Below are 14,405 nucleotides of genomic sequence, written 5' to 3'. Positions count from 1 at the left end.
CTGACCAGCCGGGGTGCCGAGCCCGCGGCGTTGGTCGTCCATGCCTCCGGGCTGTTGGAGTCGCTGATGGGGCTCTTCGAGGCGGTGTGGCGCGAGGCCATGCCGTTGCGGCTGGGCGAGAGCGGCTGGGCTCACGAGGACTCCGTGGGCCCCGATCCGACCGATCTGGAGATTCTGTCGCTGCTGCTGGCCGGCCTGACGGACGCGAGCGTGGCGAAACAGCTGGAGCTGGGACTGCGGACCGTACAGCGGCGTGTGAAGGGCCTGATGGAACTGACCGGGGTGTCGACACGGCTGCAGCTGGGCTGGCACGCGTACGAACGGGGCTGGGTGGCCCGCACGCCGCGGGCCTGAGCAAGACGGGTCCGCCACGGCTTCGGGACCGCCTCATCACGCCTCTGAGCTGCGTCGACGGCGTCCGCCGCGAGCCTTGCTGACGGGCGGAACCGGCCGGACTCCGGCAGGCTGGTGAGATGGGTGTGTGGCAGCTCATCGCCGTTGGCCTGGTCATGCTGCTCGGCCTGGTCGGCGTGCTGGTGCCCGGGGTGCCCGGCCAGGCGATCGTCTGGGCCGCCGTGCTGTGGTGGGCGCTCACCGACAGGAGCCCGGTCGCCTGGGGCGTGCTGATCGGCGCCACCGCACTCCTGTTGCTGAACCAGGCACTGAAACCGCTGCTGCGGCCGCGCCGCCCGCACGAGGCCGGGGCGCCGCGCAGGACGCTGATGCTGGGCGGGATCGCCGGGATCGTGGGCTTTTTCGTGGTGCCCGTGGTGGGCGGGATCCTGGGATACATCGGGGCGATCTACGGCGCGGAACGCCTGCGGCTCGGCAGCGGCGGAGCGGCGCGGACCTCGCTCCGTTCGGTGATGCGGGCCACCGGCTACTCCGTGCTCGTCGAGTTGTTCGCGTGCCTGCTGGTGACGGGGGCGTGGCTGGGAGCGGTGCTCTGGGGCTGACCGCCCGACCCCTTCCCCGTGACCACCAGCTTGGATTCTGTCCAGATAGACAGAAACACATCGGATCTCTCCCGGACCATTGACGCCCAGTCACCCCTTACTTACCTTCCGTGAAGGAATAGCTCGGATGAATTGATGCGCCTGCGTACGAGTCGCCAGGAGACGCCTTGCCCACTGCACCGGATCCTTCCCGCACGCCCGGGACCGCCCCCTCGTCGCCGTCCCCTTCCCGAAGAACTGTTCTCGCCACCGGTACCGCGCTCGGCGGCGCGCTGATGGTGAGGGCGCAGCCGTCACCGCCCAGGCGGCCGCGCCGGCCACCACCCCGTCCCCTTCGAGGGCGCCCTGCAGGGCGACACCTTCACCGGCGCCGCCTCGATGTCGGCCCTCCTCGGCAAGGGCGAGGACGCGCTGAAGTACCTCGGTCAGCTGATGAGCCGGTTCATCCAGGCGAACACCATGTACAAGGAGTCGGGCCCGGTCATCGAGACCCCGCTCTCCGCGGCCCAGTCGCTGCACGACATGGTGTGCCAGTCCTGGGGCGGCACGATCAGGGTCTTCCCCGCACTGCCCGCCGCCTGGCGGGAGCTGACCGTCCATGACTTCCGCACCCAGGGCGCGTTCCTGCTCAGCGCGGTACGGGAGGAAGGCCGCACCCGCTGGGTCCGGCTGACCAGCGAGGCCGACGCCCCCGTCGTCGAACGCGTCGAGCAGGCCCCGGTGCTGCCGCCGCTCCCCAAGCAGCCCCCGGCCGCGCAGCTCCCGCCCGCCGACGAGCAGCCGCTCCCCGCCAGTCCACGACCTGTGAAGCCATTGAACCGCCAAAAGCCCTGCTTCCGGCAGGGGTTGAACCGGCCAGGGGGTGAGGTGCTGCGCAGGGGTGAGGCCCCGCCCTCGGGGGATTTGGGGCGGGGCCTCGGTCCTAGCAGCGCCGCAGCCATGAAGCGCGGATAGATGCCATCCACGCTACGGGCCGGGACTGACAACGGGATTATGGCCGCCAGTTGTCGCGGTAGTCGGGGTGGTTGGCGTAGGCGAGGGACAGGTGGCGGAACACCTCGGTGAGGACAGTGCGTTCCATGCTGGCTGTGAACTTGTTGAAGGAGTCCGACAGCCCGTCGCTCGCCTCTGGCTCGGCGTACCGCTTGAGTAGGCCCCGCTTGGCTTTGATTTCGTGCAGGACGCGGGCCGGGTCATGGCGGGCGATGTGGGCAGCGTGGTGGTCGCCCGCGCCAGTCTTGTACATCCGAGTGCCCCGCATCGGCCTGGGACGCCCGCGCAAGCGCCCTGACAAGGTCCGCGCCGACAAGGCGTACGGCTCCCGGAAGAACCGCGCCTACCTGCGCCGGCGCGGGATCCGCTGCACGATTCCGGAAAAGAAGGACCAGATCCGCAACCGTAAGAAGCTCGGCTTCCGCGGCGGTCGGCCGCCGAAGTTCGATAAGGCCGACTACCGTGAGCGCCACGCGTTCGAGTGCGGGATCAATCGCCTCAAGCGCCACCGTGCCGTGGCCACTCGGTACGACAAGCTCGCTGTTCGGTACGAAGTGACGGTGCTGGTCGCTGCCATCAACGAATGGTTGTGACGTGGCGTGTCGTGATCCGGGTGGTCACGCAGGCGCGGCATAGCAATGCACAGTCACCGTCTGGGTCGGACTCCACTGCTGATCGACGGTGGCCAGCAAGTTCCAGCCCAGGCGTTCGTACAAGGCTGCGGCCGACGTGTCGGAGGCCAGGACGTCGAGGACCGGATGCAGAGCACGCTTTTGGGCGTTCTGCACGGCCTGCGCCATCAGCAGAGCGCCGATCCCGTGGCCACGAGCGGAGGGTGAGACGAACAAGCGGCTGATCACAGCGGTGTCCTCGACGGACACACCCTCGCGGCGGCTCCACAAGGCAGGTGCCATATCTCCCGCCCCGCTGCGGGACAGACCGATGTGACCGACTACGTGTCCGTTCAGTTCCGCCACCCAGGCCGCGAACAGGGAAGGCTGCATCAGCCACTCGCTGGGGCGGTCAGGCCAGTTCGCCGGATAGCCGTCACCGTCATGGACCTCGGCAAGCACGTCGACGCACTCATCGAGATCAGACGCGTCGCGCCGCCGGATGCGGCAGGTCGAAGTTTCGTCGGCCGTAGGAACACCCTGTCGATTCACCGAAGCATGAAAGCACAACACGACCGACCCCGCATATCTGTGCGCAGCACCGGGTGACGCTCGATCACATCGCTGAGCGCGGCCCGCAGGGCATCGGCGTCGACGGGGCCTGTGAGTCTCAGTGCCACGGGCATGTTGTACGACGCGTCGCCGCCCTGAAGAGCGGCGTCCCGCTCGGTACGCCGGTTTCGCCCAGCATGTGTCTACCTTCCCAGTGCCCGCCGGGCCGGCTGCTGAGCCGGCCGCCGACGGCGACGTGCCGTGAAATGGGTGTCAGTGACGGTTCGGACGCCTACGGCGTCGGTCCTCCTTCGGAGGTCCACCGGTACGTGGCGTCCGGCTCGCTCTCCTCGTTGCGGCTGCCGTCGTTGAAGTCGACCGCGGTGAAACCGTGCTTCTCGTAGAAGGCACGGGCCTCGGAGTTGCGCTGGAAGACATGGAGCGTGAGTTCCTTGTGACTGGCCTCACGGACTGCGTCGAGCAGGGTCGAGCCGATTCCCCTGCGCCGTACGTCGGGACGCAGGTAGAGATGGTCCAGAACGGTCCCGTCGAGAGCGGCGAAGCCCACGATCCCCCCTTCGCCCTCGGCGACCCACACACGACTGCCGGGCAGCACGACATGGGTGAAGAAGGCGAGGGTGTCCTCGTCACTGTGGATGCGCGGCAGGTAGGGCATGGCTGCCGCGCGCGATGCCAGGAAGACGTCGGTGATGGCGCCTGCGTCCTGGATGCCGGCTTCGCGCAGCCGCACGGTGCTCCGTCGGGCCGTCTCGTCCTGTGTCATGGGATGTCTCCTCGTACGGGTCAGGGGCGCGACGGCCCGAATGCCCTTTCGGCCGGGGCGACGCGGATCACGTGGATGTGGATTGTGCAGATCAAAATGTGTAGGGCCGGCTCGCCAGCGAGAATCCGCCTTCGTCCGCGATCATGCTGCGGTCCGCCGGGAGGGGTCCAGCGCGGTACCGGGCAGTCCGGTGTCCTCGGTCATGGCCATCAGTCGCACCGGCCCGGTACCGCGGACGGTCAGGGTCACCGTGAACCCCTCGGCAGGCGGGGCGACGAAGACCAGTCCCCATTTCCATGCGGATGCCATGCGCTCAAGGTTCACGCCGCCGTCCAGCGCCCCCGTGTCCGCAGGGGCGCCTTCCAGCGCCGTCAAGCGGGCACTGATGTACGCGCGTACCTGGTCCGCAGCCGCGAGCCCGAGGGGTGCGGGGTGCGCGCGATTTCCTTGATGTGCTCCTTTGCGCGAAGGGCAGAAAATATCCCTTTTGAAGCCTCCGCAGTGACCGGTCATGGAGTCACAGACACTGCGTAGCCGCAGAAGATTGCGATCAGACACAACGATGCGACAGCAAACAATGCGGATATTCGCGCCCTCATACAACTCCCCCGTGAACCGGCCAACCAGCCCCGAGGACTTGATCGTTCCGGCAACATATCAGCACTTGCCACCTGGGAAAAAGGCCTTCCCCCGGGGCTGCCCTTGAGGTTAGATGGACGGGCCCGGCGCGACCTGAGGCTCTCAGTCCCACGCTTGGGTTCACCATTCATGAAGAGGAATCCAGGGGCGAACGTCCCCGCCGTCCGCATTCGTGGCGCAGTCAAGAAATACGGCTCCACCGCCGCTGTCAACGGCCTGGAACTCAAAATTCCGGAAGGGCAATTCCTCGGCCTGCTCGGGCCGAACGGTGCGGGAAAATCCACGACGATGCACATGCTCACCGGGCAGAGTCGCGGCGACACCGGAACGGTGGAGGTCTTCGGCCACCACCTGCCGAAGGAATCGCGCCGAGTGCGCTCCCTCATCGGCACGGTGCCGCAGCACGACAACCTGGACGTAGAGGTGACAGTTCGCCAGAATCTGGACATCTTTGCCCGGTTCGGGTCACTCCCCGCGTCCGAGTACGCCCGCGCGGTGGACAGGGCGCTCGATGCCGTACGCCTCACGGACCGCGCGAACGACCGGGTCGACGCGCTGTCCGGCGGTATGCGCAGAAGGGTGCTGCTCCCCGTCGCCACTGACCGCACCCATCTGGCCAGGTCGTGAGGGACTCCGCCCTTCCGGGACCGGACCACGGACAGGATCCGTGTCGCCGCCCGGAGGTGAAAGCGGACGACCAGTGCGCCCAAGACCGTTCGGGGCGCGTCAGTGCGCGGACTCACTTCCGCTCACTGCCAAGGAACGGTGCTCGCCCTCTGGTTGCTGGACGTCACCGGCGTGACGTCCGTGGACCCCAGGAAGCTCAGTCGCGAGTGACGGTTCGGGTTGTCCCTGTTGGTCCGGTGCCGGGTTACGGAAGTTCGGGCCCGGCACCGGTTGCGCCCTACCGCACAACCGCCTGCCGACCTGGAGCGCAGGCCTCCGGCTCGTCCACGAATATCTGCTCTACGCCGCGGGCACGGACGCGGTCCACGGCGTACCGGCCCCGAGGCCGTCGGGCTCCGGAACCCCAAGGCCGTTCTCCTGCTGCTCAGCCTCCCCCTGCCTGCCTCGCCGCCCCCCTCTCACGCAAGCCGCGTGATCGCGCACACACTCACGAGCTCCCATCAGCTCCCCATGCCAGTGATTCCCCTTCCCGGCCACGAAACATCATCGTCACGGAAATCACCACTCCGTGCGCTTTCCGATTCCGGCCGGGCGTGTTGCCCGCTCCTGCCGTCACCATCTGTAACGCCGGGCCGAAATGATCGCGGACGCGGCCCGGCTGTCATGCAGGACCCGCACACGGCGGGGGCTACTTGGACGTCAACGGAGGCTCCAGCCTCGCGGGGGCCAAGTACGCGGTCTCCACCGCCACGGTCTCCAATCGCGGTGAGGGGACCGGCACCTGGGAGCTCGTCTCCGGAGCGTGCAAGAAGGCCGGCGACATCGTGCTGAGCGGGGATGTGATCTACCTGCGCAACCTCTACCAGGGCAACGGCGGCTACCTGGACGTCAACGGCCAGGCCACCCCCACGCAGAAGACCTACGGCGGTCTCTTCGACGTGAGCACGGCCTGGGGCAAGGACCGTGACGAGAACAGCAGCCGCTGGCAGATCTTCGACCTGTCCGCATCCCCCCAGGACGGCGCTGTCCGCTTCAACGACACCGTCCAGCTGTGGAGCACCTACCACGGACGGGGCGGCTTCCTGGAAACGAACGACACTAGCTCCGCCGGCGGCGCGCGGTTCGACGTCGACACCAACGCCTACTCGAACCGCGGCAGCAGCAATGTCACCTTCTGGAAGGCCCTCCAGGCGTAGACCCCACGGAGGCGATCTGACCCCGCCCCGAGGGGTCTTGTGACACAGGGGCGGCCGAAACCATTGCAGCTGGTTTCGGCCGCCCCTTCCGAATATACGCAACCAGCCCGGTGGTCACCCTCCTCAGTCAGGAACGGCCACTCGTGTCCTGCGCGAACAAGCTCAGTTCGATTGCCACGGGCCGGATCGTACGACCGTGCACTGACAATCATCGGGAGCCCGCCTCCGATCCTCGGATACGGCCGGGCAGGGGCGGCTGCTCCAGGTGGCGCACGGCGTACGAACGCCAGGGCCGCCAGCGCTCCGCCTCGGGGCGCCCGTCCGGATCCACATCGGGGTCACCGAGCGCCCGCATCCTGATCAGCGCCGCGGCCGCCGGTCCGATCCCCGGCAGCCGCAGCAGCGCACGCTCGGCCTCCTCGCGGTCCGCCCCGGCGTCGAGCCGTGCGTCCCCGTCCGCCAGCGCGGACGCCAGCGCCCGCAGCGCCGGAGCCTCCGCCTCTCCTGCCAGCACTCCCGGCTCAGGGAACACATGCGTCAGCCCTCCGCAGGGCACGTCCAGAACCTTCCCGTACGTCTCCACGAGCCGCTCCGTCGCGTCCCGGCCCACCAGCGTCCGTACCGCGAACTCCTCCGGGTCCGCCGCCCCCGGCGACCGCAGCCCCGGGCGGGCGGCGACGCGCGGTGCCAGCAGCGGGTCGGCGCCGAGCCGCTCGTCGACGGCGTACGGATCGGCGTCCAGGTCGAAGAGGCGCCGCAGCCGCTGCACCGCCGTCGTCAGGTCGCGCAGATCGGTGAGGTGGATCCGGGCGTCCAGCCACGCCCCCGCGGACCGCTCGTCGACGGCCACGATGCCCGTCCCGTACGGCAGCCGCAGAGTACGCCGGTAGGTACGGGCGCCGGGCTCGCCGCTGATCTCCTCGATCCGGGCGACCGTCTCACCGGCCAGCAGACCGAAGACCTCCCGGGCGGCGTACGGCCCTCGGTGGGCGAGCCGGAGCGGGACCCCGGTCGTGCGCGCCTCCCGTGCCGCCGCGCCCAGCCCGGTCCCGGCCTCGGCCCGCAGTGCGCTCGGCGTACGGGCGTAGATCTGCCGGATCGTGTCGTTGAACTGGCGCACGCTGGCGAAGCCCGACGCGAACGCGATCTCGGTGACGGGCAGCCCGGTCGTCTGGAGCAGCACCCGTGCGGTGTGCGCACGCTGGGCACGGGCGAGGGCGACGGGTCCGGCGCCCAGCTCGGCGTTGAGCTGCCGCTGCACCTGGCGCGAGCTGTAGCCGAGCCGGTGGGCGAGACCGGGAACGCCCTCCCGGTCGACCACGCCGTCGCCGATCATCCGCATGGCGCGGCCGACGACATCGGCGCGTACGTCCCATTCCGCGGACCCCGGGACGGCGTCCGGGCGGCATCGTCTGCAGGCCCGGAAGCCGTGGCCCTGGGCGGCGGCCGCGGTCGGGTAGAAGCGGACGTTCTTCCGCTTGGGGGTGACGGCGGGGCAGCTCGGTCGGCAGTAGATGCCGGTGGTCTCGACGGCGAAGAAGAACTCCCCGTCGAAACGCGCGTCGCGGCTGCTCACCGCCTCGTACCTGGTCTGTTCGTCCATCACGCCGTCCAGTGTGCGCCACCCCCCAGTGGCGCACTCGCGGTTTTCGGACGTGGACCCGGCTCCCCGCGCGCTACCGCAGCCGGCCCCGCTTCGCGTCCATGGCCGCCCGGCCCTCGGCCCCCTTGCGCTTCCAGTCGCGGCGGATCTCGGACCGTACCCGGGCATCGGTCTTGGCGACGATGCGCTGGTTCTCGCGGAGCAGCTTGCGGTAGCTGTCGAGGCGCCGCTCGGGCAGCGCACCGTCCTCGATGGCCGCGAGCACCGCGCAGCCGGGCTCGGACTCATGGCTGCAGTCGTGGAAGCGGCACTCCCGGGCCAGGTCCTCCACGTCCGAGAACAGCTGCCCCACACCGGCCTCCGCGTCCCAGAGACCGACCCCGCGCAGCCCGGGGGTGTCGATGAGGACGCCCCCGGAGGGCAGGACCAGCAGGTTGCGGGTCGTGGTGGTGTGCCGGCCCTTGCCGTCGACGTCACGGGCTGCCTGCACAGTCATCACGTCGTCGCCGAGCAGGGCGTTGGCGAGCGTGGACTTGCCCGCGCCGGAGACCCCGAGCAGCACACTCGTACCGCCGGAGACGATGGCGCCGAGCACATCGAGCCCTTCGCCGGTGGTGGAGCTGACGGGCAGTACCTGCACACCGGGGGCGACGTTCTCGATGTCCTGGACGAGGTACGCCAGCGTGGCGGAGTCCGGCACCAGGTCCGCCTTGGTCAGCACCACCAGCGGCTGGGCGGCGCCGTCCTGCGCGGACGCCCCGTCCCGCAGCAGCGCGTCACCGCTGGAGCTGGACATGGCGAGCGCCAGAAAGCGTTCCACCCGCCCCAGGTCGAGCTCCACGGCGAGCGAGACACAGATCGCGATGTGGTCGACGTTGGTGGCGAGCACCTGTCCCTCGGAGCGCTTCGACGACGTCGAGCGCACGAAGGCGGTACGCCGCGGCAGCAGCGTCCGTACGAACTGCGGATCGCCATCGGGGTCGACGGCGACCCAGTCGCCCGTGCAGATGACCCGCATCGGGTCGCGCGGCACCACGAACGCGGTGTCGGCACGCACGGTGCCGACGGGTGTGACGACATCGCACTGACCGCGGTCCACCCGCACCACCCGTCCGGGCAGCAGCCCCTGTTCGGCGTGGGGAGCGAACTCGGCGGCCCAGCCGGCGTCCCAGCCGTACGGCGCGAGCGGATGCGACGCGGACGGGCCGACGAGGGAGGAGAGCGGGGAAAGTGAGGAGAAAGACAAGGGAAACCCTTCGAAGGGTGGCCCCGGCGACGCGCACACGGGCGCGCAGAAGGTACGGAGAAGGTCAGCCGGCGACCACGGGAGTGAGAACGATGCTCTTCGGGTTGTGGGCAGCGCCCACCGCGGCGACAGTCATCAATGTCCTCACCTCCTGGTCCAAGCACGGGGCCGACACCGGCGGTTCATGCCCGCCGTCCGGAACGCTGCACACGATAGCCCGGGACCACCCGCCGGCGTCAACACATTTCGATCCGGCCATCCGGGGGGATGCGCGCGGCGGGCCCGGTCCGGCACCCACGTCGGAGATATCCGTAGATCTCCCTCGATCAGGTGATACGCATGGACAGCGACCGGTCCGCGGCCGTTAGGGTGCCGAGCATGACCTCACCCCGGACCGCCATCGGCACGTTCGCACCGGCCCAGTTGGGCACGCTCTCCCTGATCGGGTGGAGCGGCGAACCCCCCGAGGGCGGACACGATGTCGCCTTCCTGCTCGTCCTACTCACTGGGCGACGGGTCGGACGGCCCGGCCGCCGGTGAGGCCGCCCTGCGTGTGGCCCTGCAGCGCAGCGGACTGCCGGTCGGCGCCGGTCTCGTACGCGCCGCCGAGACACCTGGCCTCCCGGTCAAGCTCCTTGTCCAGGCCGGCCAGGCGGTGCTGACGCTTCCTCACTTCACCGCGCAGTACCCCGTGCCACCGGAGTGGCTGGCCGCGGCACGCGAGCAGGGCGAGACGTACGCGATGTTCGCCACCCGCCCGTGGCCGGAAGCAGTGCCCGGCCGCCCCGTGAGCGAGGAGCTGTTGCGTTCCTTCGCCGCCGACGAGGAGGTCATCATGACCTCCGCCCGCTGCGTCCTGCCGGTGCGCTCCCTGGGCTGACCCGTACGCCCGGGTACGCCCGATGCCCACCACCCCCGTGGAGTGGTGGGCATCGGCGCGTGCGGCCCCGTACGAACACGGGAGTTCCGGCGGTCCGGGGCTCGGCCCCGGCCGCCCGCACATCACGAGGCGTCAGTTGTTGAGGGAACCGTTGCCCGACAGCACCGGGATGTCGTCCACGATGTGCGACAGCGCCTCGTCACCCTTGGCCTGCGTGGAGTTCTCGGCGCACTGCTGGTTCTGCGGCAAGTGCAGGACGTTGACGTCCTGAGCCGCGACGGGCACCAGCACGCCGACGAGCGAACCGGCGTTGGCCTTGGCCGGCAGGCCGACGCACGCCTTGTTCAGCGAGCCCTGGACGAGCTGCGCCTGCGGACTGTGGTCGCCCTGGGTGACGCTGTTGCCGAACGCCTGCTGACCGTCGTTGCCGTTGACCGACGTGGTGCCCTGGTCGTTACCGATCGCCATCGCCGCGGGGGCCGACAGGCCGACCAGGGACACGGCCACTGCTGCGCCGGCCATCGTCTTCTTCATCAGGCTTCACCTTTCAGAGCGTCCCGTTGGGGAACGTACTGATCAACCGGTTGCGGAAGCGTCGGTTCCGCCGTACCACTCAAATGGGTTCCATCCGGAATGAGTTCGACGCTTCGAGGTCATTCACCGAGGTCCTCGCAGGAGGTGCGCGCGGCGGGCACGAGCCCGTCCGCGCGGGGCGGACCCGGCTCGGGACGCGGTGCCCGGTCCCGGTCCCGGTCCCGCGCGCGGGGCGGACCCGGCTCGGGACGCGGTGCCCGGTCCCGCCGGGCCGCCTGCCATTCGGCGAGCAGGCGGTCGTAGATCGGGGTGTCGTCCTCCGTGTGCCGGTGCCGGCCCCACGGGCGTTGGCTGTCGTACTGGTCCATGGGACGCCTGTACCCGGTTCGACGGGTGACGGCCGCCGCAACTGCGGCAACCGGCCCAGTACTCCCCTCCAACGAGGTGTTCGGGCAGCTGCCCGGCGACAGGACGAAGGGCCAGTGCGTCCGGGCCGCCGGGAATCGGCTGCCGCGTGGACGGACCGGCCCCACGGGTGTTGCGGGTCCTGTGTCACGCGCTGCGGAATGGCGGACTCGCCGCCCCTGCGAAGCGTCCGGGGAATCGTCGAGGGCCCGGCGAGGAGCGTCCGGAACGGTACGGCTCAGCCGTTGGTGGTGCCGTTGCCGGACAGGACCATGCGGCATCGACAGCGGAGAAATGCGAACGCTGCCCATGGGCGGGGGAACTTCCGCCTTACGACGGATCAGCCGCCGAGGCGCACGCCACCGAGCAGCGGCGCGGCGTCCTGGGCTGCGCCGGCGGCCTGACCGGCGACCTTGGTGACGGTGCCCTTCTTCTGCACCGGGCCGGTGGCGCCGCTGACGGTGTCGACGATCGGGTCGACACCCTGCGGCGCCGCCTCCAGCACCTGGTTGACGCCGCCGTCGAGGCTGAAACCGGGGGCCGTGGCGGTGGTAACGGCGGAGGCGGGAGCAGCCGTTCCGAGCGCAACCACTGAACCGGCAAGGAACGCAGCTGTCTTCGCGTACTTCACTTTTCGGGTTCCCTTCTGCGGCGGCATCTGTTTCGGTCGCGTCCCCGCACCGCACAAGCCTTCTTTACCTGTGACTTCTGCCGCTTTCGCCCTGGGTAACGATCCGGTTCCGGCCGGGCAACTGCGCGGTCTCCTTTTTCTGCCGGAACATTCGATCGATTGCATGACTAATCACCGGAACGGGTGTTGTCGGGGTTCTGGTGGCGGAATCAGTGGTGCACTGTCAGGTGCTCCGTTCTGCGCAGCTGTCCGGGTGTCAGCCTCCAGCCGCCGGCGCTCCGCGCCCCGGGCCGGTGGAATGTCTCCGATCGTTCCGCCGCAGCCGAGCAGTGCCGCGTACCCTCCGGGACGGAGAACGCAGAAAAGAGGAACGCCCCGGATCGCAGGAGATGCGATCCGGGGCGAACCGGAAATGAGCACGGGGCTCGGCCGACAGCGGTCAGCTGTTGATGCAGGCGTTGCCGAAGGCCGGGTTGAGCAGACCGATCACGCTCAGGGTGTTGCCGCAGGCGTTGACCGGAACGTGAATCGGAACCTGGATGACGTTGCCGGAAATGAAGCCCGGGGAGTTGTTAGCGGCACCATCGGCACCGGAGTCGGCGAAGGCGGGCGTAGCGGCACCGATCGCCATCAGCGTTCCGGCGGCGATGGCGGCAACCTTGGTGTACTTCACTTTCATCCCTTTCTTTGACGGAGTCCGGAGCGGTCACGACTTTCGTGCCGCACGAGCGCTGTCCTGATCGCTCGTAACTCCGCCACTGTAATTCGTAACGATGTAAGTCTGTGCGCGAAACTCTCCAGAGAGAGAATTCGCGGAAATCCGCCCGAATGACGCAATGCTCCGATCGCCCGGCGCCACCGCCGGAATCATCCGGCATCCCCGATGCGCCGAGCGAGCGGCGGGCAGCAGCAGGCCCGGGCCGCGCAGGGGAGGAACGCCGGCGGCCCGGGCCAGTTCGGTGCGGCTGGATCAGCTATTGGAAGCGCCGTTGCCGGAGAGCACCGGGATGTTGTCCAGGATGTGCGACAGGGGCTCGTCACCCTTGGCCTGGGTGGAGTTCTCGGTGCATTGCTGGTTCTGCGGCGAGGACAGGACGTTGACGTCCTGGACCGCGATCGGGACGACACCGAGGAGCGAACCGGCGTTGACCTTGGCCGGGAGGCCGACGCAGGGCTTGTTCAGGCTGCCCTGGACCAGCCCGAACTGCGGGCTCCAGTCACCACGGGTCTCGGAGTTGCCGAAGGACTGCGAGGCGCCGTTGCCGTTGACCGACGTGGTGCCGGTGTCATTGCCGATGGCCATCGCCTGCGGAGCGAGCGTGGCCGAGATGCCGACAATGGAGGCGGCGACGGCGCCCGTGGCCAGAACCCTCTTGATCACGACGAACCCTTCTCATACTTGACGCCCCGTGTCGGAGCGCCCTGCCCAACTCGGGGCAGGGCGTTTGGTTCTCTTCATTCACCCGAATGCCAGGACGTCACGGACACCCGTACGAGAGCACGCCCAGAAACCCGCAGTTCCGCCTGAACAACGGGCTGGAGAACACGCGTGCGTCATCCGTCCGGGTGGTCACACAATTCCCGCGGACTTTCGAGTTTCCTTCACCAATTCCCCATCGTTACGACTGTCGACAAGCGCACTTCCGGAACGCGTACGGCAGAGATTCGCCGATTCCGCCGCGACGCGACCACCGCTTGCCGAACACGGACATGGAGAACCGTCGGGGCGGCAGTCCCGGGCGGTAACTGCCACCGCCTAGTGAGAGAAATGTGGGCATTCCGCCCGCGCACGATGTCCTAAGAAAGGGCACCCAATGCGAAAAGCCTTGAGTAAAAGCATGATCGTCATGGCGGCGGCGTCAGGAATCCTGACTGCGGCCGGCGGCTACGCGTTCGCGGATGCCTCGGCCGACGGCACGGCCGCCGGTTCGCCGGGCGTCGGCTCCGGCAATGCCGTGCAGGTGCCGGTGCACGTTCCCGTCAACCTCTGCGGCAACACGGTCAATGTGGTCGGGCTGCTGAACCCGGCCTTCGGTAATGGGTGCGAGAACACCGACAGCGGTCCGGACGACAACGGAACCCGGGGCGCGAGCGCCGAGGGTTCAACCAGCGACTCCCCCGGGGTGCTGTCGGGGAACCTGATCCAGGCTCCTGTCGATATCCCGGTCAATGCCTGCGGCAACTCCGTCGATGTCGTCGGTGCGCTGAACCCCGCGTCCGGCAACGGGTGCGCCAACGTGGACCGGCCGTCAACGGGAGTACCGCCCACCACCGTTCCCCCCGTCACGGTGCCCCCCGTCACCGTTCCCCCTGTCACCGTGCCGCCCGTCACCGTGCCCCCCGTCACCGTTCCCCCTGTCACCGTGCCGCCCGTCACCGTGCCCCCCGTCACCGTTCCCCCTGTCACCGTGCCGCCCGTCACGGTGCCCCCCGTCACCGTTCCCCCCGTCACCGTTCCCCCCGTCACCGTTCCCCCCACCACCGTTCCCCCCACCACCGTTCCCCCCACCACCGTTCCCCCCACCACCGTTCCCCCCACCACCACCGTGCCCGTCACCGATACGACAGTGCCGCGCACCCCGAATTCCCCCGGCTCGCAACTGGCCCACACCGGGGCCGCCGACCTCGGCCTGGCGGCCGGAGCGAGCGTCGCCCTGCTGCTCGGCGGCACGGTGCTGATGCGTCGCGCCCGCGCCGGGCAGAAGTGACGTAACAGCTGGATGGCGGACAGGTCCGGTAGGACGGCTT

General features: G+C 69.2%; 16 protein-coding genes and 4 pseudogenes. 8 read left to right on the top strand and 12 right to left on the bottom strand.

Annotated elements, in window-relative coordinates; all coding sequences use genetic code 11:
- From ACWD6R_RS31950 to ACWD6R_RS31940, 3 genes and pseudogenes are all read left to right on the top strand, one after another.
- Positions 1-354, top strand: a 354-nt coding sequence (locus ACWD6R_RS31950; RefSeq protein WP_451821888.1) for a helix-turn-helix domain-containing protein, incomplete at its 5' end; no start/stop codon positions are given.
- 119 nt (positions 355-473) lie between these two features.
- Complete coding sequence (locus ACWD6R_RS31945) at positions 474-956, top strand: DUF456 domain-containing protein (RefSeq protein ID WP_451821887.1); 483 nt, start codon at positions 474-476, stop codon at positions 954-956.
- Positions 957-1,277: 321 nt separating this feature from the next.
- Positions 1,278-1,661: pseudogene (locus ACWD6R_RS31940) on the top strand (glycosyl hydrolase family 95 catalytic domain-containing protein); the annotation flags it as partial.
- Positions 1,662-1,947: 286 nt separating this feature from the next.
- On the opposite strand, the gene ACWD6R_RS31935 reads toward ACWD6R_RS31940, so the two are convergent.
- Complete coding sequence (locus ACWD6R_RS31935) at positions 1,948-2,202, bottom strand: DUF6221 family protein (protein WP_451821886.1); 255 nt, start codon at positions 2,200-2,202, stop codon at positions 1,948-1,950.
- Here ACWD6R_RS31935 and ACWD6R_RS31930 point away from each other — a divergent pair.
- Positions 2,177-2,542: pseudogene (locus tag ACWD6R_RS31930) on the top strand (transposase); the annotation flags it as partial. The gene ACWD6R_RS31935 and the pseudogene ACWD6R_RS31930 sit on opposite strands and share 26 nt — an antisense overlap.
- A gap of 24 nt (positions 2,543-2,566) precedes the next feature.
- Here the strand turns inward: ACWD6R_RS31930 and ACWD6R_RS31925 are convergent.
- The 4 genes and pseudogenes from ACWD6R_RS31925 to ACWD6R_RS31910 form a co-directional block, all read right to left on the bottom strand.
- Positions 2,567-3,112 (bottom strand): GNAT family N-acetyltransferase, encoded by a 546-nt coding sequence (locus ACWD6R_RS31925; protein WP_451821885.1) that lies wholly within the window; start codon positions 3,110-3,112, stop codon positions 2,567-2,569.
- A pseudogene (locus ACWD6R_RS31920) lies at positions 3,109-3,261 on the bottom strand (condensation domain-containing protein); the annotation flags it as partial. The gene ACWD6R_RS31925 and the pseudogene ACWD6R_RS31920, both read right to left, overlap by 4 nt.
- Before the next feature lie 143 nt (positions 3,262-3,404).
- Positions 3,405-3,896: an N-acetyltransferase family protein gene (locus tag ACWD6R_RS31915; RefSeq protein WP_451821884.1), complete on the bottom strand. Its 492-nt coding sequence runs from the start codon at positions 3,894-3,896 to the stop codon at positions 3,405-3,407.
- A gap of 141 nt (positions 3,897-4,037) precedes the next feature.
- A complete protein-coding gene (locus tag ACWD6R_RS31910; RefSeq protein ID WP_451821883.1) occupies positions 4,038-4,205 on the bottom strand; it encodes a hypothetical protein in 168 nt (55 codons plus the stop codon).
- A 459-nt stretch (positions 4,206-4,664) separates the two neighbouring features.
- Between ACWD6R_RS31910 and ACWD6R_RS31905 the strand changes: the two genes are divergently transcribed.
- A complete protein-coding gene (locus ACWD6R_RS31905) occupies positions 4,665-5,162 on the top strand; it encodes an ATP-binding cassette domain-containing protein (protein WP_451821882.1) in 498 nt (165 codons plus the stop codon).
- 692 nt (positions 5,163-5,854) lie between these two features.
- Complete coding sequence (locus ACWD6R_RS31900) at positions 5,855-6,358, top strand: hypothetical protein (protein WP_451821881.1); 504 nt, start codon at positions 5,855-5,857, stop codon at positions 6,356-6,358.
- A gap of 208 nt (positions 6,359-6,566) precedes the next feature.
- Here ACWD6R_RS31900 and ACWD6R_RS31895 read toward each other — a convergent pair whose 3' ends face one another.
- Positions 6,567-7,961: a DNA-3-methyladenine glycosylase 2 family protein gene (locus ACWD6R_RS31895; protein WP_451821892.1), complete on the bottom strand. Its 1,395-nt coding sequence runs from the start codon at positions 7,959-7,961 to the stop codon at positions 6,567-6,569.
- A gap of 73 nt (positions 7,962-8,034) precedes the next feature.
- A complete protein-coding gene (gene rsgA, locus ACWD6R_RS31890) occupies positions 8,035-9,207 on the bottom strand; it encodes a ribosome small subunit-dependent GTPase A (protein ID WP_451821880.1) in 1,173 nt (390 codons plus the stop codon).
- Positions 9,208-9,585: 378 nt separating this feature from the next.
- Between rsgA and ACWD6R_RS31885 the strand changes: the two are divergent.
- Positions 9,586-10,087: pseudogene (locus ACWD6R_RS31885) on the top strand (DUF5949 family protein).
- Positions 10,088-10,219: 132 nt separating this feature from the next.
- Here the strand turns inward: ACWD6R_RS31885 and ACWD6R_RS31880 are convergent.
- The 5 genes from ACWD6R_RS31880 to ACWD6R_RS31860 form a co-directional block, all read right to left on the bottom strand.
- Positions 10,220-10,621 (bottom strand): rodlin, encoded by a 402-nt coding sequence (locus tag ACWD6R_RS31880; protein ID WP_451821879.1) that lies wholly within the window; start codon positions 10,619-10,621, stop codon positions 10,220-10,222.
- Between the two features lie 119 nt (positions 10,622-10,740).
- Positions 10,741-10,989, bottom strand: coding sequence for a hypothetical protein (locus tag ACWD6R_RS31875; RefSeq protein WP_451821878.1), 249 nt, complete (start codon positions 10,987-10,989; stop codon positions 10,741-10,743).
- Positions 10,990-11,366: 377 nt separating this feature from the next.
- Positions 11,367-11,657: a hypothetical protein gene (locus ACWD6R_RS31870; protein WP_451821877.1), complete on the bottom strand. Its 291-nt coding sequence runs from the start codon at positions 11,655-11,657 to the stop codon at positions 11,367-11,369.
- A gap of 439 nt (positions 11,658-12,096) precedes the next feature.
- Complete coding sequence (locus ACWD6R_RS31865) at positions 12,097-12,330, bottom strand: chaplin (RefSeq protein ID WP_451821876.1); 234 nt, start codon at positions 12,328-12,330, stop codon at positions 12,097-12,099.
- Between the two features lie 297 nt (positions 12,331-12,627).
- Positions 12,628-13,038: a rodlin gene (locus ACWD6R_RS31860; RefSeq protein WP_451821875.1), complete on the bottom strand. Its 411-nt coding sequence runs from the start codon at positions 13,036-13,038 to the stop codon at positions 12,628-12,630.
- 457 nt (positions 13,039-13,495) lie between these two features.
- Here ACWD6R_RS31860 and ACWD6R_RS31855 point away from each other — a divergent pair, with 457 nt between their 5' ends.
- The gene (locus ACWD6R_RS31855; protein ID WP_451821891.1) at positions 13,496-14,365 is read left to right on the top strand and encodes a chaplin; all 870 of its coding nucleotides are present in this window, start codon (positions 13,496-13,498) and stop codon (positions 14,363-14,365) included.
- Positions 14,366-14,405 lie beyond the last annotated feature (40 nt).

The organism is Streptomyces sp. NPDC005151 (assembly GCF_053599875.1).
This window is presented reverse-complemented; position numbering and strand designations above follow the sequence as displayed.

What these genes read in the sequence shown, in the direction of transcription:
- ACWD6R_RS31875 (WP_451821878.1), bottom strand. Translation starts at nt 10,989, where the DNA reads ATGGACCAGTACGACAGCCAACGCCCGTGGGGCCGGCACCGGCACACG.
- ACWD6R_RS31880 (WP_451821879.1), bottom strand. Translation starts at nt 10,621, where the DNA reads ATGAAGAAGACGATGGCCGGCGCAGCAGTGGCCGTGTCCCTGGTCGGC.
- ACWD6R_RS31915 (WP_451821884.1), bottom strand. Translation starts at nt 3,896, where the DNA reads ATGACACAGGACGAGACGGCCCGACGGAGCACCGTGCGGCTGCGCGAA.
- ACWD6R_RS31935 (WP_451821886.1), bottom strand. Translation starts at nt 2,202, where the DNA reads ATGTACAAGACTGGCGCGGGCGACCACCACGCTGCCCACATCGCCCGC.
- ACWD6R_RS31895 (WP_451821892.1), bottom strand. Translation starts at nt 7,961, where the DNA reads ATGGACGAACAGACCAGGTACGAGGCGGTGAGCAGCCGCGACGCGCGT.
- ACWD6R_RS31855 (WP_451821891.1), top strand. Translation starts at nt 13,496, where the DNA reads ATGATCGTCATGGCGGCGGCGTCAGGAATCCTGACTGCGGCCGGCGGC.
- ACWD6R_RS31905 (WP_451821882.1), top strand. Translation starts at nt 4,665, where the DNA reads ATGAAGAGGAATCCAGGGGCGAACGTCCCCGCCGTCCGCATTCGTGGC.
- ACWD6R_RS31910 (WP_451821883.1), bottom strand. Translation starts at nt 4,205, where the DNA reads ATGGCATCCGCATGGAAATGGGGACTGGTCTTCGTCGCCCCGCCTGCC.
- ACWD6R_RS31945 (WP_451821887.1), top strand. Translation starts at nt 474, where the DNA reads ATGGGTGTGTGGCAGCTCATCGCCGTTGGCCTGGTCATGCTGCTCGGC.